Source organism: Solibacillus sp. iso_87 (assembly GCF_056173085.1).
In genome coordinates this window covers 3,185,028-3,203,224 of the sequence record NZ_CM149656.1, presented here as the reverse complement: position 1 = coordinate 3,203,224, position 18,197 = coordinate 3,185,028, and the positions used below count along the sequence as shown (strand labels likewise).

The 18,197-nt window shown below is 32.7% G+C and carries 20 protein-coding genes; 15 read left to right on the top strand and 5 right to left on the bottom strand.

The window, feature by feature from the left end; all coding sequences use genetic code 11:
• The first annotated feature begins 574 nt into the window (after positions 1–574).
• From AC0VXV_RS16380 to AC0VXV_RS16365, 4 genes are all read left to right on the top strand, one after another.
• On the top strand, positions 575–793 hold the full coding sequence (locus tag AC0VXV_RS16380) for a hypothetical protein (RefSeq protein ID WP_475529262.1): 219 nt from the start codon (positions 575–577) through the stop codon (positions 791–793).
• 112 nt (positions 794–905) lie between these two features.
• Positions 906–1,493, top strand: a complete 588-nt coding sequence (locus tag AC0VXV_RS16375; RefSeq protein ID WP_475529261.1) for a hypothetical protein — start codon at positions 906–908, stop codon at positions 1,491–1,493.
• Complete coding sequence (locus AC0VXV_RS16370; RefSeq protein ID WP_475529260.1) at positions 1,465–2,112, top strand: recombinase family protein; 648 nt, start codon at positions 1,465–1,467, stop codon at positions 2,110–2,112. Before AC0VXV_RS16375 ends, AC0VXV_RS16370 begins: the two co-directional genes overlap by 29 nt.
• Before the next feature lie 33 nt (positions 2,113–2,145).
• The gene (locus AC0VXV_RS16365; RefSeq protein WP_475529259.1) at positions 2,146–2,334 is read left to right on the top strand and encodes a hypothetical protein; all 189 of its coding nucleotides are present in this window, start codon (positions 2,146–2,148) and stop codon (positions 2,332–2,334) included.
• Positions 2,335–2,755: 421 nt separating this feature from the next.
• Here the strand turns inward: AC0VXV_RS16365 and AC0VXV_RS16360 are convergent, their stop codons facing one another.
• Both AC0VXV_RS16360 and AC0VXV_RS16355 read right to left on the bottom strand, forming a co-directional pair.
• Positions 2,756–3,355 (bottom strand): hypothetical protein, encoded by a 600-nt coding sequence (locus AC0VXV_RS16360; protein ID WP_475529258.1) that lies wholly within the window; start codon positions 3,353–3,355, stop codon positions 2,756–2,758.
• A 55-nt stretch (positions 3,356–3,410) separates the two neighbouring features.
• Positions 3,411–3,872, bottom strand: a complete 462-nt coding sequence (locus tag AC0VXV_RS16355) for a hypothetical protein (RefSeq protein WP_475529257.1) — start codon at positions 3,870–3,872, stop codon at positions 3,411–3,413.
• Positions 3,873–4,264: 392 nt separating this feature from the next.
• Between AC0VXV_RS16355 and AC0VXV_RS16350 the strand changes: the two genes are divergently transcribed.
• From AC0VXV_RS16350 to AC0VXV_RS16340, 3 genes are all read left to right on the top strand, one after another.
• Positions 4,265–4,810, top strand: a complete 546-nt coding sequence (locus AC0VXV_RS16350) for an RNA polymerase sigma factor (protein ID WP_340733091.1) — start codon at positions 4,265–4,267, stop codon at positions 4,808–4,810.
• Positions 4,800–5,978 carry an anti-sigma factor family protein gene (locus AC0VXV_RS16345; protein ID WP_475529256.1) on the top strand — a complete coding sequence of 393 codons (1,179 nt, stop codon included), beginning with the start codon at positions 4,800–4,802 and terminating at the stop codon, positions 5,976–5,978. Before AC0VXV_RS16350 ends, AC0VXV_RS16345 begins: the two co-directional genes overlap by 11 nt.
• A gap of 382 nt (positions 5,979–6,360) precedes the next feature.
• A protein-coding gene (locus AC0VXV_RS16340) for an IS3 family transposase (RefSeq protein ID WP_475528134.1) occupies positions 6,361–7,931 on the top strand; the annotation gives its coding sequence in 2 pieces (ribosomal slippage) (positions 6,361–6,997 and positions 6,997–7,931; 1,572 coding nt in all).
• 120 nt (positions 7,932–8,051) lie between these two features.
• On the opposite strand, the gene AC0VXV_RS16335 is transcribed toward AC0VXV_RS16340, so the two are convergent.
• A protein-coding gene (locus tag AC0VXV_RS16335) for an IS3 family transposase (protein ID WP_475529255.1) occupies positions 8,052–9,406 on the bottom strand; the annotation gives its coding sequence in 2 pieces (ribosomal slippage) (positions 8,052–8,953 and positions 8,953–9,406; 1,356 coding nt in all).
• Between the two features lie 260 nt (positions 9,407–9,666).
• On the opposite strand from AC0VXV_RS16335, the gene AC0VXV_RS16330 reads away from it, so the two are divergent.
• Positions 9,667–10,437 carry an SDR family NAD(P)-dependent oxidoreductase gene (locus AC0VXV_RS16330; protein WP_475529254.1) on the top strand — a complete coding sequence of 257 codons (771 nt, stop codon included), beginning with the start codon at positions 9,667–9,669 and terminating at the stop codon, positions 10,435–10,437.
• Positions 10,438–10,482: 45 nt separating this feature from the next.
• Here AC0VXV_RS16330 and AC0VXV_RS16325 read toward each other — a convergent pair whose 3' ends face one another.
• The gene (locus AC0VXV_RS16325; RefSeq protein ID WP_475529253.1) at positions 10,483–11,694 is read right to left on the bottom strand and encodes a helix-turn-helix domain-containing protein; all 1,212 of its coding nucleotides are present in this window, start codon (positions 11,692–11,694) and stop codon (positions 10,483–10,485) included.
• Positions 11,695–11,964: 270 nt separating this feature from the next.
• A complete protein-coding gene (locus AC0VXV_RS16320) occupies positions 11,965–12,816 on the bottom strand; it encodes an MBL fold metallo-hydrolase (protein ID WP_475529252.1) in 852 nt (283 codons plus the stop codon).
• A gap of 380 nt (positions 12,817–13,196) precedes the next feature.
• On the opposite strand from AC0VXV_RS16320, the gene AC0VXV_RS16315 reads away from it, so the two are divergent.
• The 7 genes from AC0VXV_RS16315 to AC0VXV_RS16285 all read left to right on the top strand — a co-directional run bounded on the left by AC0VXV_RS16315 (position 13,197) and on the right by AC0VXV_RS16285 (position 17,769).
• Positions 13,197–13,628, top strand: a complete 432-nt coding sequence (locus AC0VXV_RS16315; protein ID WP_475529250.1) for a GNAT family N-acetyltransferase — start codon at positions 13,197–13,199, stop codon at positions 13,626–13,628.
• Positions 13,629–13,965: 337 nt separating this feature from the next.
• Entirely contained in the window at positions 13,966–14,442 is a 477-nt protein-coding gene (locus tag AC0VXV_RS16310; RefSeq protein ID WP_475529249.1) for a hypothetical protein, read from the top strand.
• 188 nt (positions 14,443–14,630) lie between these two features.
• A complete protein-coding gene (locus tag AC0VXV_RS16305) occupies positions 14,631–15,059 on the top strand; it encodes a GNAT family N-acetyltransferase (protein ID WP_475529248.1) in 429 nt (142 codons plus the stop codon).
• Positions 15,060–15,437: 378 nt separating this feature from the next.
• The gene (locus AC0VXV_RS16300) at positions 15,438–15,953 is read left to right on the top strand and encodes an RNA polymerase sigma factor (RefSeq protein WP_475529247.1); all 516 of its coding nucleotides are present in this window, start codon (positions 15,438–15,440) and stop codon (positions 15,951–15,953) included.
• 71 nt (positions 15,954–16,024) lie between these two features.
• Entirely contained in the window at positions 16,025–16,639 is a 615-nt protein-coding gene (locus AC0VXV_RS16295; protein ID WP_475529246.1) for an anti-sigma factor family protein, read from the top strand.
• A gap of 244 nt (positions 16,640–16,883) precedes the next feature.
• On the top strand, positions 16,884–17,219 hold the full coding sequence (locus AC0VXV_RS16290) for a YolC/YozM family protein (protein ID WP_475529245.1): 336 nt from the start codon (positions 16,884–16,886) through the stop codon (positions 17,217–17,219).
• 94 nt (positions 17,220–17,313) lie between these two features.
• Positions 17,314–17,769, top strand: coding sequence for an NUDIX hydrolase (locus AC0VXV_RS16285; RefSeq protein ID WP_475529243.1), 456 nt, complete (start codon positions 17,314–17,316; stop codon positions 17,767–17,769).
• The last annotated feature ends 428 nt before the right edge of the window (positions 17,770–18,197 follow it).

The window sequence follows — 18,197 nt, the reverse complement described above, 5'->3', positions numbered from 1 at the left end:
TTATTAATAATGATATACATATTTGAGAGAATTATTTAATTAGCGAATTGAAGTAAAAAGAGTTTTGAATTAAGGTCGAATTATTAAGATTATATTCTGAAATAAAAATTGGTAGTTCTGAGTTTATAAACCCATACCTTTAAGGAATGCCTTTTCTTTTACATTAATCCGTTTGTAAAGGCTCCGTTTTTAATTTATAAACGTTTTTATAATTTCGCATACCTTTTTAAACATTTTATGGTGCTAAAATATTTCATAACTAAGGGTGGTAAATGTTATGAAAATAGTTCGAATAGCGAATTTATCAAAAGCAGGAAAGAAAGTAGGGGTTATATGATAAAGAATGAATGGTATAAATTAACGGCAGATGAACTGAGAGAGGTTGTTAATAGTCCGAAAAATTCAGGAATTAAAGGCAGCATCTTAACATTTATAGTGGTTATGGTTAATGTGCTACCGCTATTTTTTAGATTTCCGGTTAAATTTACGAAAACCTATATTCATGTCATGTTTAAAAATTTTATTCAACGTTAATATTTATTTGTGAAATGAAAGGTTTATAAGGAGTGTTTATATGCAGCTAAAACGCTTAACGAAGCTAAGCCCAGAAGAAATGGTAGAACTTGCGCAATCATCTAAAAATGCTAGTATCAAATATAAAATGGTAGTATGGTTTGTACTTGTTATTTTAAATGGCATACCCATTATCGCTAAACATCCAATCCTTTTTATGCAGGGGTATTTAACTTCTATTTTAAAGAACGATTGGGAAAAATTAAATAAACGTTTATAAAATCAAAAAAGAGCTTATTTATGTAAGTTCTTTCTTTTTATGTAAGATATATTAGCAATATTCCTAATATTCTGGTAATATATAGGAACAAATGTTCCTAGGGGGTAGTATTGTGAATTTACGAGAATCGATTAAAAAAATTGAAGAAGAATATGCGGTGAAAGGTTTAAGTTTAAAAACAAAAATTGTTACTCAAGAATTAGGCATTCGTCTTTTGAAGGATTCTTCAGAGGTTTGGATGGCAGATTTTAAAAATCAGTTAAAATTAAATTTTTTAAAATGTATTTTAAAGGAAGAGCAATATTTTAAAAATGATGGAGATGAAAATTTTGCAACAATGGACTTAGTAACTTTGATTAATAAATATTATGATAATGATGAAGCATTAGTAGTGATTAAACAAATTATTTTAAATAGCAACTTTTTATCTGATATTTTTGATAATAATAATCCGTTTTGCAATGAAAGTAATGCTATTTTTGTACTTTCAGAAATTCTTGATAATACTTTGTTAAAACAATCATTACACCTATTGGATGTTGTAAAGTTTAGTGAATTTGTAAAAAAAGATAAAGTAGTTGAAATGCCGACGAAGAATTTAGATTTTAATAATTCTAATGATGTAATTCAAGTCGAAGGTGCAGAAAAAACGATGGAGCAATCAGACAGTTATGAGTCAAGCAACATTAGCGTACGTTAGGGTATCGACAAAAGAGCAAAATATTGATCGCCAAATCACTAAAATGCTTGAGCTTGGGATAGAAGAACGCTTTATCTTTATCGATAAAGCGAGTGGAAAAGATTTTAATCGCGATCAATATCAAGTAATGAGGAGCATTGCTCGCAAGGGAGATTTAATCTATTTAGATTCTCTTGATCGTTTGGGTCGCAACTACGATGAAATTATTCAGGAATGGAAGCATATAACGCGTTCGATAGGTGCAGACATTGTTGTTTTAGATAATAAGACACTATTTGATAGCCGGAAGTTCAAAGAAATGAATGAGCTAGGTAAATTAATGGAAGATCAGTTTTTATCGCTATTAGCGTATGTAGCAGAGCAGGAGCGTAATAAAATCCTTGTTCGTCAAAAAGAGGGCATAGCAGCTGCTAAAGCTAAAGGGAAGCATTTAGGTCGGCCTGCGTTTAACTTGAATTCATTAACTCCTGATATTCGAAAAAAGTTGGAAGATAATTATGTACGGTGGAGTAGGAAAGAACTGACTAGCGTAGCATTTGCTAAATTACTTGGATTAAAGAAGAATACGTTTTATAAAATTATTGAGCAATATAAACATGAAATAGCAGCTGAAGTATAGCTGCTATTTCAACCTATGGGAAGAGGTAAGAACGTGTCTAATGAAAAGTTACAGGATAACTTGGTCGTTGCTAAAAATATCAGAGATTATATAAATGCTATCGAGAAATCAAAGGGGTGGGTCAGTCATCGTAGTGGTATTTCACAAGTTGATTTTGATTGTTTATTAGAGGGGAAAGGAAATTTGAAAAGAGATATACCGAAATTGAATAAGTTGGTTTGAATTCAAGATCCTTACTATTTCTATAATGAGAATATAAAATTACCAATGAGTCTTGAGAAATTAGATGCTACCAGTCTACGGAATTTTTCTTTAAAAGGGGATAATACGGACAGCGAAGCATTTAAAAATACAATGTGTATTTTAGATGATGTTATAAATATGATTAATACGTTGAAAACAGCGAAAGATATTGGGTAAGGGGTTTATTACATATATTTGTGATTTTAATATTAAGTTCGATCATCTGTAATAAAGTTTGGTGAAATCCTGCCGGGATTTTCAGGTTTCTTATTCCACAATTGGGCCAAATTGCTGTATAAGTAAGTGGCTCTTATTTAAATAAAAAAGACAGTAGATAAAATCGAAATCTTCGACATGTCTACCGTCTAAAGGGGACGAATAACTTTCGGCATTTTTACTATTAACTGCTGGTTACGAATTTTTTAACTTCCGAAGCCTTATCACCGTTTAATAAATGCGTCACACCAAATATTTCACCTTTTCCCTTATGATTAATGGCAACGTCTAAATCATTCATAATTTGCTTCATGTACTCGAATGCTTTATGCGTATTTTCATCTGTAGGTGCCCATTGATCAACTAAATCTGTTGATTCTACTGCTTCCCCATTAGGACCTAAATGTACCGTACGGGCAAATTGCTTATTAGATATATAACTTGTTAAAAGAAACAAATTTATATAATCTTCTTCCAATTCTTTATTTGCTCTAATTAAATGAATTGGGGAATCAGTATTGACTATTAGTGACTTCAAGTAATACTCGAAACCTTCATCGTTACCCGATTGTTTCAACTTTGGATCGTCCATCGGTTCGGAAAGTAATACGTTCATCTTTGAAACCCATGCTCCGATTGCAGCTTGATAAATTTGAGATTCAGATGCTTCTACAATGTTTCTATTTGTTGCTTCATCTTTGTCACTTGAATATTTAAGGACCCCACTGAGTGTAACCATAGATATAACGACAATAGCAGAACCAAATAAAATTTTTGATTTCATGCACAAACTCCTTTCCCTAATAAATTTAATATAACCAAGAACCGCGAGACAAAATTCAATTTCTCTTAATTAGACTGATCGCTGCTGTTTTATCCAACTGCTCAATTTCTATGTCATTGGTGGAAAAGTTATAATCCACACTCTGGATAAATTTTTCAAATACCATAGCTATTGAGACATGGTTATCAACACTCCAAACAATATTGTATTTTCCCTTATGGTTAGATTCTCTAAAAATATCAAGCTCAATTTTTTTAGTATTTCTAGTCCTTCCATTTTCCTTAAAGTAAATTTTAATTGTACCGGAGTCTGTTATCCAATTACCGACTTTATTAATAATTACTTCTTTATCATCATCAGGGGACTTACTTTCAACTAATAAGCTCTCTTCAAAATAGATCCAATAAATTAAAAAAAATAATATAACCAAGAAACCAAAACCCAATACTTTAAGTGTCTGTTTTTTTACAGCTCTAATTTCTTCTTGAATCAATTTCTCATTATTTAAGTTATTCATTTAGAACCCCCTTACCTATAAATGTTACCATAAAAATTTATTTGTTTTACAGTTTATCCCTTTTTAATTGCTAAACTTTTATAAATATTCTTCTTCTAGTGAAGGGTACTTTAGTCAAAGTACAATTGTAATTAACAGGAGGCGTAGATTTATATTCAAGTTGTTCAACAATCGGGCCATATTGTGGAGCAACATCCTTCTTCAGCTAAAGGGTCATATTATAGATTAAAAGGCTTTAAAAAGAAATTTGCTTACTAAGTATAATTTAGTAAACTCATTAAAGATAATTTTATCGAGATAACTCTTCAGGGTTATCTTTTTTTATTGAAAAAACAATTTATTTTGAGAGGAAATGAAATTTCCTTCGTTATAGTAGTAAGGAGGTGATTAAAGTGGACATTGAACTAGCTGTTCAAAATGTGCAGTCCGGGAAAGAAGCGGACTACAGGTATATTGTGAAATATTATGAAAACAAGATCTATACAACTGTATTTCGCCTAGTCCGCCATCACGATCTTGCAGAGGATTTAGTGCAGGAAATTTTTATCAAAGTTTTTTATAACCTACATAAATATAAAGCTATTGGTTCCTTTAATGCATGGCTTTATCGCATAGTTGTTAATCAATGCTATGACTATTTACGAAGGCAACCGAAGCAATCTTCCGTACTTGAAGATACTGAGTTTATTGAAAAACAATACCCTGAAAAAATAATTTTACAAAAAGAGCAGCTCCATCAATTAGATCAGCTTCTACATCAACTAGATAAAACCGAATATTTCATTTTGCTTTTACGCTATGTAAATGAGCTCCGGTATGATGAAATTAGCGAGGTCCTGCAAATACCATTAAATGAAGTGCGCAACAAACTACATCGAAGTAAACGTAAGCTACGAGAACTAGCTACTACAAAAGGAGGGTATTTTCATGAAATGTAATGATTTCTTATTGGAGGATTATGTCGAAGGTTTTTTAACTAATGCTGAAAGGACTGAGCTTGAAACACACATAAGCAGTTGCAGCAAATGCCAGCAAACGCTTGAAAACTTAAGAACCGAGCAAATAATACTTACTACCACATTAAATGAGCCAAAATTAAGAAGTAATCTCACTGACGAGTTAATGCAAAAAATCAAGAATCATAACAAAATTAAAGCGAAACGCCAACGATACCATATGATGGTTATTGCTGCCGCCATTTTATTGATTAGCTTCACTTTGATGGCCACAATGAATAATTCAACCCAGCAGGCTGATACAGTATTACCCAATACAAGTGAAAATATGGATTTAGATCAACAAAACTTTGCAAACACAATAGAAGAATCCAAAGCACATGATATTCCTCTAAATGAAGGACCTGTGCTTGATATTAAAATTGATAGCGTTATTGAAAAAAACGGTATGAAGGAAATTACCTATCGTCGTAACTACAACGAAGCCATTCAGCAATATTCAGAGGCAACACTTAAGAAGTTAGTAAGTACCTATGACATAGATGAGCGTCTGTTTGATCTCGGCTGGAACTCACTTATTTCTATACTCATCCGTAACAATAGAAACGAAGTGGTAACAACTTTTGAAATAAAAGAAAGCGAAGATATCAAACCTATTTATCCGCTTGTCAGCACATACCATGAACCTACAGAAGTACTCGGAGAGCAAATTACGAATTTTTCATTGCCCGTTGAAACTGACCCAACTTTCTTTGAAATTGAAAGCTACTTTGTTCAACTACTCACATACACCGAGCCATTTACTTTTAAAAGAAATGAAAAAACTAGTTTCAACTATTTAGGCCATTTGTACACCATTTATGATACACAATTAAAAGATGGCGACCTAAAACTCCGTATCAAAGTAGAAGGACAACCCAAAATCATCCCTTATGGATGGCAGGTTAATGTTGATGGAAAAAATCTTGATCAACATCATCATATCTATACTTTTCATAAAGTGGAGAACAATATTACATTCCTTACTGTTACTATAGGGCAAATGGAGACAATTCCAGAGGAAATGACTTTACTCCCTTATCGTGGTCTCTTAGAAGAAAAGTTTAAATCACCAATTATTTTAGATTTAAAGGAAACAGCAGAAAAATAAATCATTCAGTAACCGTTTAAGTCGAAGTAGCCATCTATGCTATGCCTCTGCTTAAAACGAAAGAGATATAACCTATACTATTTAACAATCGTGCGCGTTTCTTCAATATGAAGAACGCGTTTTCTGTTATAGGGCCATATTGTTGAGTAAGTAAAAATCCTAATTAATAACGATAAGAGCTTTTCTATACAAGTTTTTATGCAAATTAAAGAACAATCCTAGAAAGTATAAACACCGTTTCATCAACGGTTTGCAACATATGTTTAAAATGCTCCATAACCAATGTTCATATAAAAGGGCACAAAACGTTGATTTTGATATGCTCCCCATTAGGTAGACAGATTAAAAAATAAAATCTGTTTATCAAATGGGGAGTTTTTTCATGTCAAAAAAATCGTTTTCACCAGATATAAAATTATTAGCACTTCAATATTTAGAAGAAGGCTATACACTCCAAAAAGTATGTACAATGTTTTCAGTCAATATGAGAACCCTACAAGTTTGGCGCGCTATTTATAAATATGGTGGAGTAGAAGCGCTCATACGTCCTGTAAAAAATAAGATATATTCAGAAGAATTGAAACAACGTGCTATTAAAGATTATTTATCAGGAAACTACTCCCAGTTCGATATCCTAGCTAAATATGGGATTAGTAGTTTATCAGTTTTCAATACTTGGTTAAAATTCTATACTAGTCATAGTAATTTAAATGATACGGGTAAAGGAATGATCCAAACTATGACTAAAGGGAGAAAAACAACAGTAGAAGAACGTATTGAAATTGTAAAAGCCTGCCTAGCGTACGACAAAAATTATCAAGAAACAGCAGCACAATATGAGGTATCCTACCAACAAGTCTACCTATGGGTACGTAAATTTGAACAAAATGGTGAAGAAGCACTTCAAGATCAACGAGGTCGCACAAAACCAGTACAAGAAAGAACACCAGAGGATGAATTACGCTTAAAAATTCAAGAGATGGAACGTGAAAATCAAAGATTACGTGCAGAAAATTTACTTTTAAAAAAGTTAGAGGAAATCGAAAGGAGGCGTCGTTAAGTAGAATTCGTATTCAAAACCGTTATATAGCAATACAAGAGCTAGCTAAAAATGAAAAAATATCAATCGTTTTATTATGTAAAATCGCCAAGGTATCCCGAGCAGCTTACTACAAATGGTTAAATCGTCAACCAACTGCGCAGGAACTGGAAAACAAACAGCTGGTGAAGTCTATCCAACATTTATATACACAAGTAGATGGCATATACGGCTATCGTCGCATTACGATGACGATTAACCGCAAACGCAAAACCGAAGGTTTAAAGAAAGTGAATAAGAAACGAATTTATCGCCTGATGCAAATTTGCGGTTTGGAGGCGGTTATTCGACGTCGCCGGAAAAAGTACCCTAAAGTAAAGCCGGATTACTTGGCTGAAAATGTATTAGCACGTGAATTCACTGCAGAAAAACCGAATCAGAAGTGGTGTACAGACGTCACAGAGTTTAAATATGGTAGTGGGAAAAAGGCTTATTTAAGTGCGATTATTGACCTCTATGATAAGTCCATTGTGAGTTACGTATTGGGACATTCGAATAATAATGACCTAGTTTTTAAGACAGTAAGACCCGCTATACGAACATTAAAAGAGAAGGAATTCCCTCTTTTACATAGCGATCGTGGTTATCAATATACATCGAAAGAATTTAAGCAGATCATGGATCAATCAGAAATGATTCACAGTATGTCTAGAGTAGGCCGTTGCATCGATAACGGTCCGATTGAAGCATTTTGGGGAACCTTAAAAGTAGAGAAGTATTATTTATATAAGTTCGAGTCGTTTGAAGCATTAAAGCAGGCCATTGATACGTACATCAAGTTCTATAACAATGAACGTTACCAAGAAACATTAAACGGCTTGAGCCCTCTAGAATACAGAGCTCAAGCCGCGTAAGTCATTTTTAATATTTCCGCTGTCTACTTGACAGGGAGCAGTTCATTTAACAACGTTCGTGCCTTTTTAATGTGTCCCCAAACTGAAGTGACCCCTAAAAGTTAGACACGGTTATTTCATTTAGGCAGCTTGGGTAAATTGAGTTCGGTATTGCACCGGACTCATTTTTAATTTTGCCTTCATGCGTTTCGTGTTGTAATAATTTATATATTTATCAAGTTCCAATTTAAATTGCTCTACACTTTCAAATTTCTTAAAGTAGAGGAATTCCGACTTCATGATGCCAAAGAAATTCTCCATGACTGAATTATCGTAACAGTTACCTTTACGCGACATACTTTGTACAATGCCTCTTGATTGGAGCTTGTGGCGGTATTGCTTCATTTGATAATGCCAACCTTGATCGGAATGCATTAATAGCTGATGGTCTTCTGGTAAGTGTTCTAACGCCTTTTCTAACATCTCTGAAACTAATGAATAGGTAGGTCTAGAGCCAATTGTATAGGTGATAATTTCTCCGTTAAACAAGTCTAAAACAGGCGATAAATAAAGCTTTTCGCCAAATAATTTAAACTCCGTTATATCCGTTACCCATTTTTCATTTGGTGCTTCTGCAGTGAAATTGCGATTTAAAATATTTGGGGCGATTTCACCAACCGTCCCTTTATACGATTTATATTTTTTCATGCGTACTAAACACTTTAATCCAAGCTCTTTCATGATGCGCTGAACCTTTTTATGATTCACTTTTTGCCCACGATTCTCCAGCTCATCACGAATACGACGGTAGCCGTAACGACCCTCGTGTTCGTCGTAAATCGCTTGAATATCGGCTTTTAAATCAGCGTCTCGATCTGGTCGATTCATCTTCTTCACTAGATTATAATACGTGCTGCGTTTGATTTCTGCGAATGCCACAAGCGCCTTCACCGAGTATTTATGCCTTAATTCATAGATGACCTTTACTTTGTCTTCTTTGGTAATTTTTCCTTGGCTTGAACTAAGGCATTCAACTTTTTTAAATACTCGTTTTCCATGCGTAGACGGTTGATCTCTGCTTGAAGTGCTTCAGGTGAACCTTCTACTGGTGCTTGTTTTGGTTGTTTAGTCGATTCTTTTTTCATGGATAGACGCCCCTTTTTCTTTGGCTGAAGGGCATCTTCTCCTAATCTTTCGAATTGGTTTTTCCAATTCCGTATCGACGAACTAGCTGCTATATTGAAAATCGCTGCCGTTTCGTGTAAGGACGTACCGTGTTCAGTCATATAATTAAGTACGTCTAGTTTAAACGCTTTTGTATAATTTGTATATCGTCTGACAAACACTTCTACGCCGTTATTTTGATATTGTTTTACTAAAGTTAATAAATACCGGTGTGAAATACCAAAATCCGCAGCGACCGTTCTTGAGCTTTCCTTGCCATTTACATATCGTTGAACCGCTGCTAGTTTATCTTCTGGACTCATTCTAGTCATAGAAAAACTGCACCTCCTTGTTAGATGTGTCTAACAAATGGGGTGCAGTTCAAACTTTCATTTGGGAACATTTTTTGTATTTATATTGCATGAAAAGTAAAAATAACCAACATATAAATACTTGTATATTTCTTTAAATATTAGTATTTTACTCTAGGGAAATTACTTACAATGAAACTGTATTACAAAAGTTTGTTAATGATTAACAGGTTACGTCATTGAATATAAATTTAATCGTTAACAAAGAAGGAGATTATACTATGAGTAAATTAGTAGGTAAAGTTGCAGTGATTACGGGTGCAGGTGGCGGATTAGGTAAATATATCGCGCTACGTTTTGCAGAAGAAGGCGCAACATTAGCATTATGTGATATTAATCCTCAAGGTCTGAAAGAAACTGCTCAATTATGTGAAGGTAAGGGAGCTACTGTATTTGCAAAAGTATTAGACGGCTCAAAGTTAGTGGAATCAGAAGCATTTATTACTGAAAGCGTAGAACAATTTAAGTCAGTCGATATATTAGTAAACTTAGCAATGGCAATTCAACCACCGCATTCATTCTTAGAGCATACACGTGAAACACTTGATACGAGTTACCAAACAGGTCTTGTAATGACATGGGATTTCATGAAATTATGCTATCCATATTTAAAACAAAATGGTGGGAAAATTATTAATTTTGGTTCTGGTAGTGGAAATGAAGGGCAAGAAGGCTATGCAGCATATGCAGCCATTAAAGAAGCCATTCGTGGTTTATCACGAGTAGCTGCTCGTGAATGGGGTCCTGATAATATTAATGTAAATGTTGTCAACCCAGGAGCGATTACAGATGGTATTCAGGCTTATCTAGATACATTACCTGAAGAACAACGCGATCCACTGTATTTAGGTTTCTCACAAACAGCAATTCGTCGATTTGGAACGCCTTATGAGGATATCGCACCTGTCGTCGTATTTTTAGCAAGTGAGGATTCTAGACATATTACAGGACAAACAATCAATGTAGATGGAGGCGTCATTATTAACGCCTAACAGCAAAAAAACTGCTAATCCGCAATGGGTTAGCAGTTTTTTTATTCATGAATGAAGTGGTGGTTTCTTACGGTATTGATTAGGTGTAACACCAGTGAATTTTTTAAACAGGCTTGCAAAATGGCTTTGATTATTGAAATGAAGCATCATGCAAATATCGGCTATGGAGTTATTCGTGTATATCAGTAATTGTTGTGCCTCTTTCAATTTTTCATCTTGAATATATTTGCCAAGAGGCTTTTGTGTTTCTTTTTTAAAAAGCTGTGACAAATATACAGGATTTAATTGGACAAGTTCTGCTAAATCCTGAATCGAAATAGGTTCAAAAATATGATTGAATATATAGTTTTTGCACATATTCACAGTTTTAGAATGCATACTTGCCTTATTTTCATTCATTCGGTCAATTAATGCGAATAATAAACTATCACCAATTAAAAATATTTTTTGTAAGTCTTGTGTTTCTTCTACTTTTTGAATGCTAACATCGCTCATTGTATAGGCAATTTCGGGGTATAATCCGCCTTCAATCGCTGCCCTTGTAGCAAGTGCGATATAAATAATGACTTGATTTTTCATATTACGAAGGTGGCTTTTTTTTGAAAGTTGGCTCATTGTATCCATGTCGATAGATTCTAAATGTTTCAACAACTTTTCTTTTTTACCTTCTTTCACATATTGCCAAATTTTTTGTTCGATTTGGTGATCTAAATGAAAAGAATGTTCCAGACGTAGATCCCTTATTTCCTGTTCAGTATGATTTTTTTCAACATAATCTAAATTAAATATTTGAGCTCGTACTTGTTCTGTATTAAGAGGCTCTTGATAAATTAAAAAATACATAAGCGAACAAAGGGATATAATTTGCTTTTGATTTAATAACTCCAATTGGCTGTAATACTGATACAACTCTTGCTGATAGCTTAACGGAATATGATAATCACGCATAAGACCATTTACACTATTTTCGGTCATTTGAAAATTAGTGAAAGGTCCGATAATGACTACTTCATCTGAAGATACATGTATGATAATAAATGTTTCTAAGTAGTTTGTAATATGGATTATAGGTACATTTTGCTGGTCATCAGGTTGAAGAAGCCTAGTTATAAAAAGTTCTACTGACTCGAACATTGGGGATTTTAAGTATTTGCCAATAGTACAAACACTCTGGCTTTTTTTATTGAAAATAAAAAGTGGAATATTGAAGTTGTTATACACTAGTTGTGAGATATATTCTAAGTTTTGTTTGATCACTATTGCCACTCCTAAATGAGTTAAATAACTTGTCAGTCAATAAATAAAATTTAATAACATCATTATTATAGACATTCTATGTATGTATTCCAAGAAATCACTTTGTTAAACGAAAGAAAGTTACCAAAACATTCGTTATTCCACAATCGGGCGCAATTCTGTAATAAGGATTAGCGCTAATTTTTATTATAAAGAAAATAACATATTCTTAATGAAAGTAACCAATGGTCACTTCTAAAGTGATCATTGGTTACGTAATTCATTCTTTTATCAAATTAGTGATTGAATAATGTAGTCATTTACAAAAGCCTTAATAAAAAATAACTCATCATCATTTGGCGTTCTGTTATTTTCTAGCTTGAAGGACTCTAATGCCTTATCTAACGAAGAAGAATTAACCGCTTTACTTGCTGCTCTTAAATCTTTCCAAAAAGTCATCATTTCTTCCAAATCACAAATAGATTCATGGCCAAGAAGGAACGATTCCGCATGATATTTTTGAACGTCTTCAATCATCGGAATTAATAATGATTGCTTATAATGGAATAAAGAATCTTTCGTTGTTCCATATACACAATCTCCTAAAAAAATGACTTTCTCATCAGGCACATAAATGATTGTAGCATCATTAGAATGTGTACTGTTAATTTTTTCAAGTACACATAATTTATTTCCTAAATCAAGCGTTAATGTTTCTTCAAAGATGATGTGTGGAGAGTTTAATTTAAAGTGATCTCTATTTGGAATTTCTGCTTCAATAATCTCGATACATTTATCGCTCATCACGTTAGATTGTGCATATGATTGTAGTGAACTGTCATCAAATGTGTAACCTTGCCATACTTTTAATAATTCGTTTGTTTGGCTGTTCACGATAATCGTTGCATCAAATTCATTCATGCCAAGGAAATGATCCCAATGTGCGTGGGTAATGATCACATATTTAATTGGGGGCACATTTAGTTTCTTAATTTCATTTAAAAAATCCTTTGCATGCTGAGTAGAGTTACCACAGTCTATAAGTAGACTATATTGTTCTCCACAAACCAGTCCTAGAGTAGGGCGGTCGTTTTCATCTTGATTAGGCATATAATATATAGAATCACTGAATTTATTTAACATGTTTTATTTTCCTCTTTTCTAGGTTGTTGTAAAACGAAAGAGAAAATCTACATGTTTATCCTATATTTAATAAAATAAGTTAAGATTTTCTCAGATTATTTGTTTACCATTGGACTAATACCCCCTTTACAATATGGAAAAGTATAACATAAAAGTAGATTTAAAGGATGTATAATTAACGATTTTTGAATAATAATCTTAAACAATCGGGCGTGATTCTTCAAAAAGAAGATCGCGTTTTTCCATTATAGGGCCATATTGTTGAATAACATTCTTTTATGAAATGTAACCAAACGACGCTTTGGCGCATTTATATTTTGAATGTCTAGGTTTATTAATCTGAATATTTGATATAATTAAGCATTCAATTAAGGAGAGAAATGGGCATACAATTAGCAACTAAAAATGAACTTCAATGGGTAAATGAACAGTATCAAAAAATAGACTTTGTACCAAGTACGCTAGAAAATGAAATCATTGCAATCCTGACTTATAAAGATAGTTTTGCAGGTGTCGGTAGAATTGTTTATTTGAATGAAGAAGAAGCCGAAATTGGCGGTATCTACATACTAGATGAATTTAGAGGTCTTTCATTGGCCAATGAATTAGTTGGTTATTTAGTCGAAGAAGCTAAAAAACGAGGGCTAAAGGAAGTGTACTGTCTACCATTTGAAGAACTGAAGCATTTTTATGAGAAGTTTGGTTTTAAAACATTCGACGTTAAAAATACAGCAATCAATGAGCTGATCTTAACGAAATTTAACTGGTGTTTGGACAACTATGAAAAGAATGTTTTATTACTTAAATTATAAAATTTCATTAGTTTATTAATAATGCATTTCTATACAAAATAACGTTCCCAAATAAAAGTTTGGGTCACAGAAAACGATCATTAACAATCGGGCGCGATTCTTCAATTAGAAAATCGCATTTTCCCGTTATAGGGCGCTTTCTTTGAATAAGGAGAGGGTCCTTTTTCGCCTTTTCCTTTAAAGGGCCATATTGTGGAATAAGAACCTTTGATGCAATGTATCAAACTACACTTCGAAAAGCGATTTAAGTCAACAGTTATATGGTAAAATAAGGGGATATAATGATAATCTTAAAGAATTTTAAATATTTATTTTTTTCTGGAGAAGGAAGTGTAATATGAAAAAAAGAAGATTTATTATAATAGGTGCAATCGTATTTCTGGTTATAGGAGCTGCTCTAATATACATAGTAAGAGGGTCAGTAGAAACTCAAACCTTCGCCAATTCAGTACTAATATATCCTCCTGACACTTATTTTCTAGTCGAAGAATTAAGAATCTATTCCGAAAAAGAAGATGCTCTGATTCCAGTTAAGATAAGCAAAGATGATACAGACAAACTAGCCGAGCTTATGGTGACAACGGAAGTAAGTGAAAATATGGTTGAAAAGCCTTCTTCTGCAAAGATAATAGTTGAACAAACATTTTCCAATTCTACTGGTGGTATAATAAACTTCACTTTGCATCAGAAAAACAATGATTACTATATTTCTATTCCTACGGATATCTATATCGAGCAGATAGAATGGTACAAATTAAAAGGTTCAGAAATACCGGAATTCTACTTTGAATTACTAGAAAAGTCAGATTTATAAATATGAAATTACGTTTAAATGGTTGAGAAAAACAATATTCAACAATCGGGCGCGTTTCTTCAATAAGAAGGTCGCGTTTTTCCGTTAAAAAGCCACATTATTGAATTGAGTAACTTTTTTAATATTTCTCAACACAGCTTTTGAAATTTATAATTAAATTAATTTAAAAGTATTGAAGGGAGGTAATTATGAATATACGCCCAATGATATTAGATGATGTTACTAAGTTAGAGAATTTAATGAATCATCTAGGTTATCCATCTACCAATTTAAAGATCCAAGAAAGATTTATAAAAATTTTAAACTTGCCTGATTATCAAACATTCGTCGCTGAAGTAAATGATAAACTAGTTGGGTTTGTTGGAATGTGTAAACAAGCTGCATATGAATTTGATGAACCGTATGTAAGAGTTTTAGCATTAGTCGTTCACGAAGACTATCGTAGGAAAAATATTGGACAATATCTAATGCTAACAGTTGAAGATTGGGCAAAAAAAAATCGGTGTACATTAATTACATTGAATAGTGGGAATAGGGAAGAAAGGATTGCTGCACATAACTTTTATAAAAATCTAGGATACGTAGGGAAAAGTACAGGTTTTAGTAAATTGTTATAAAACTGATTTTTTTAGATACTATCGATGCCCCGCAATTCTGTATATTTTATTTCCAGATGGTTTGACGCATAATTATTCCACAATCGGGCGCTTTCCTTGAATAAGGAGAGGGTCCTTTTTCGCCTTTTCCTTTAAGGGTCATATAATATACAGAACCGTATGAAATGCTAACTGTTAAATCCTTCAATTTAATATAACTACCTTAATTTTATTCCCTTCTAATAAAGCTATTACTTTCGCATTCTATCCTTGTTCAATTTGGATATTTATTTAAAATGGAAGAGCCCACTACTTTATTTAAATCTGTTTAGAAATTTTTGTAACGAAATAGATAAAAAAGCTATATATAAGTATAAGAAAAATGAGAGGAGGTAAAAAGTGGAGGATTTAAGTGAAATGTACAAGTCTTACGCAAAAGATGTAAAGACTTTTCTTATTCTTTTAACTTCTAATGCTGATTTAGCTGAAGAACTCACTCAAGAAACCTTTTATCAAGCAGTAAAATCTATTCATCGGTATAACGGAGAATGTAAATTATCTGTTTGGTTATGTCAGATAGCAAAACATACATATTACAACCATTCGAAAAAGGAAAGAAAATTTAACCTTGAAAGTGTTGAGAATATCATGCAAAAGGGATTCGATATACCATCTAATGCAGATGGTCCTGATGTGGAATTAATAAAGCGTAATACACTTACTACCATTCACAAACAAATCAACCTTTTAAAAGAACCCTATCGTGAAATTTTTTTACTAAGAACTTCCATTAATCTTAGCTTTAAAGAAATTGGCGAGATATTTAGTAAAAGTGAAAATTGGGCTAGAGTAACTTATTACAGAGCTAAAACGAGGTTAGCCGAAAAAATACAAGATGAAAATAATGAGTTGTAATAAGCCTTTTGAAGCCATAATGCAACACGAAATAAAATCCAAATATTAAAAGAAAGGTTTAGGTGAAGATAATGAATTGCAACATTATTAAAGATTTATTACCGTCCTATGTAGATGGCATTTGTAGTGAAGATACCGTTGAGCTTATCGAAGAACATTTACACACTTGTGATGATTGTAAGAAATATTTAGCAATGATGAAAACTGATTATGCGGAGACTATACCAGAACCAGATAGAGCTGCCATCGCTCCTTTTAAAAAAATAAATAAAAAGCGACGCATTCAAGTCATAACAGCAACTATCTTAACTTTCACACTAACAGTGATCGCTGCAATGGTTATTCAGGATGTTAGGGCAGTAAATCAAATTTTCTTCCCAATGGCAAGTGCAAATGTTGTTATAGAGTCTGATGAAAATACTGAGGATTGGGAAAAATTACGTTTTGAGGGGCAAGAGTACCTGACGTTCGATAATTTTTTCTGGAAAAAAGAAATTACAAATCATGCAAATAATAATTCTGAAATATTAATAAGAGTAAAAGATGAAGATGGGAAAATTTTAATAAACGAGTTGAAAATACTCCCTGGTGCTAGTGTGAAACTGGATAATTTAAAAACTGACGAGAAATATATTGTAGAATTCAAAACCAAAACTGCTGGTTTGTATTTAATAAATGCAACATAATTAACTAAAGAATATCCTATTTTAACCACTATTTGAAATTCAATTCTCCTGAAAACTGTATGTTAGTCAGAACAAAGAAGTCCAAACCGACGTTTGGAGAATTATTGAACATATAATAGAATTCGTTATTCCACAATCTGGCGCGATTCTTCAATAAGAAGATCGCGTTTTTCCGTTATAGGGCCATTTAATAGTATGAGTAATTGGTGTTATATGGTAATGTGAATTAAGTGGAGGGGACGGAATGAAGAAATTTATTTCTGGTTTAATAGTAGGTATTGTGGTTACTTTAATATTTACTGTTTCTTTTTTTAAAAATGAAATAGCTGCTAGTGAAAGTAATGTAGAACGATGGGAACGTATTGCATCAGTACTTGACGATGGTTTTGATGAATATGGTTTATTTAGTTTCGGAGCAAACACATATGATTCAATCATTTGGATTGAAATGGATGAAACTAAAAGTGAATTACAACTAAAAGAATATTTAAAGAAAAATGTAGATAAATCGGACTTAAATCACTTTAGCTTAGATATAAAAAAAAGAAGCGCTCAAGAGTATGAAAGCATAAGTTGGTAATTTTGTTGTATTAACCTTGAACGAATAAAGCTAATGGCATCTGTTGTTCAACAATCGGGCGCGATTCCTTATTATATTTTTTTAGGAGGAAACTATGGGATATGTTGAAGATTTACGCAAGATTGTGGGTAACCAACCTCTTAATTTAGTTGGAGTTGCGGTAGCTGTGATTAACGGAAATGGAGATTTATTGCTGCAAAGAAGAAATGATGGACAATGGGGTGTTCCCGGCGGGTTTATCGAATTAGGAGAGTCTACTGAAGAAGCAGGAAGAAGAGAAGTACTAGAAGAAACAGGGCTTGAAATAGGTAAACTTGATTTAGTGGGTGTCTATTCTGGAAAACAGCATTTTGTAAAGTTACCAAACGGCGACCAATTTTACCCTGTTACAATTGCATATATTTCAAAAGAAATTAAAGGTGGTGTTCTTAAAGCAGATGGTCAAGAAACTACCGAAGTAATGTTTTTTAGAGTAAGTGAGTTACCTGATGGACTTAATCCACTGATAAAAAATCTTATTAGACAATATTTCATGTCTATTGCAAAATAAATAATACAAAATTAGTGAAAAAGGATAAAATAATAAACGCTCCCAAATGAAAAATTTGGGGATACATAAAAACAATATTCCACAATCGGGCGCTATTGTTGAACAACACTCCGAGGAAATGACCAACCTTTTTTATAAAAATCTCATACTTAACTAAAATGAAAACCTCCATTTTGATTAATCTTTTTCAAAATGAAGGTTTTAGCTTTATTGCTAAATAAGAATTGGGTAAACTTTTGTAATCGAATTTTATTTCAAAACTAACATAATGAGTTTTTAATTTAAGTTCACTTATATAAAAAATATGCTTTTTGACAAAGGATAAGAAAAGTTTTGCTAGACAGAGGTTCAAAAAATAACTAATATTTTTTATAACAACATAATAAACAGTAAGCGAGAATACCTCACTTCAGATTTTTAAAACCCGT

Bases quoted from the DNA above. Each gene is read 5' to 3' on its own strand.
- AC0VXV_RS16370 (WP_475529260.1), top strand. From the start codon at position 1,465: ATGAGTCAAGCAACATTAGCGTACGTTAGGGTATCGACAAAAGAGCAA.
- AC0VXV_RS16290 (WP_475529245.1), top strand. From the start codon at position 16,884: ATGAAGAAATTTATTTCTGGTTTAATAGTAGGTATTGTGGTTACTTTA.
- AC0VXV_RS16355 (WP_475529257.1), bottom strand. From the start codon at position 3,872: ATGAATAACTTAAATAATGAGAAATTGATTCAAGAAGAAATTAGAGCT.
- AC0VXV_RS16305 (WP_475529248.1), top strand. From the start codon at position 14,631: ATGAATATACGCCCAATGATATTAGATGATGTTACTAAGTTAGAGAAT.
- AC0VXV_RS16360 (WP_475529258.1), bottom strand. From the start codon at position 3,355: ATGAAATCAAAAATTTTATTTGGTTCTGCTATTGTCGTTATATCTATG.
- AC0VXV_RS16310 (WP_475529249.1), top strand. From the start codon at position 13,966: ATGAAAAAAAGAAGATTTATTATAATAGGTGCAATCGTATTTCTGGTT.
- AC0VXV_RS16380 (WP_475529262.1), top strand. From the start codon at position 575: ATGCAGCTAAAACGCTTAACGAAGCTAAGCCCAGAAGAAATGGTAGAA.
- AC0VXV_RS16315 (WP_475529250.1), top strand. From the start codon at position 13,197: ATGGGCATACAATTAGCAACTAAAAATGAACTTCAATGGGTAAATGAA.
- AC0VXV_RS16295 (WP_475529246.1), top strand. From the start codon at position 16,025: ATGAATTGCAACATTATTAAAGATTTATTACCGTCCTATGTAGATGGC.
- AC0VXV_RS16285 (WP_475529243.1), top strand. From the start codon at position 17,314: ATGGGATATGTTGAAGATTTACGCAAGATTGTGGGTAACCAACCTCTT.
- AC0VXV_RS16320 (WP_475529252.1), bottom strand. From the start codon at position 12,816: ATGTTAAATAAATTCAGTGATTCTATATATTATATGCCTAATCAAGAT.
- AC0VXV_RS16330 (WP_475529254.1), top strand. From the start codon at position 9,667: ATGAGTAAATTAGTAGGTAAAGTTGCAGTGATTACGGGTGCAGGTGGC.
- AC0VXV_RS16345 (WP_475529256.1), top strand. From the start codon at position 4,800: ATGAAATGTAATGATTTCTTATTGGAGGATTATGTCGAAGGTTTTTTA.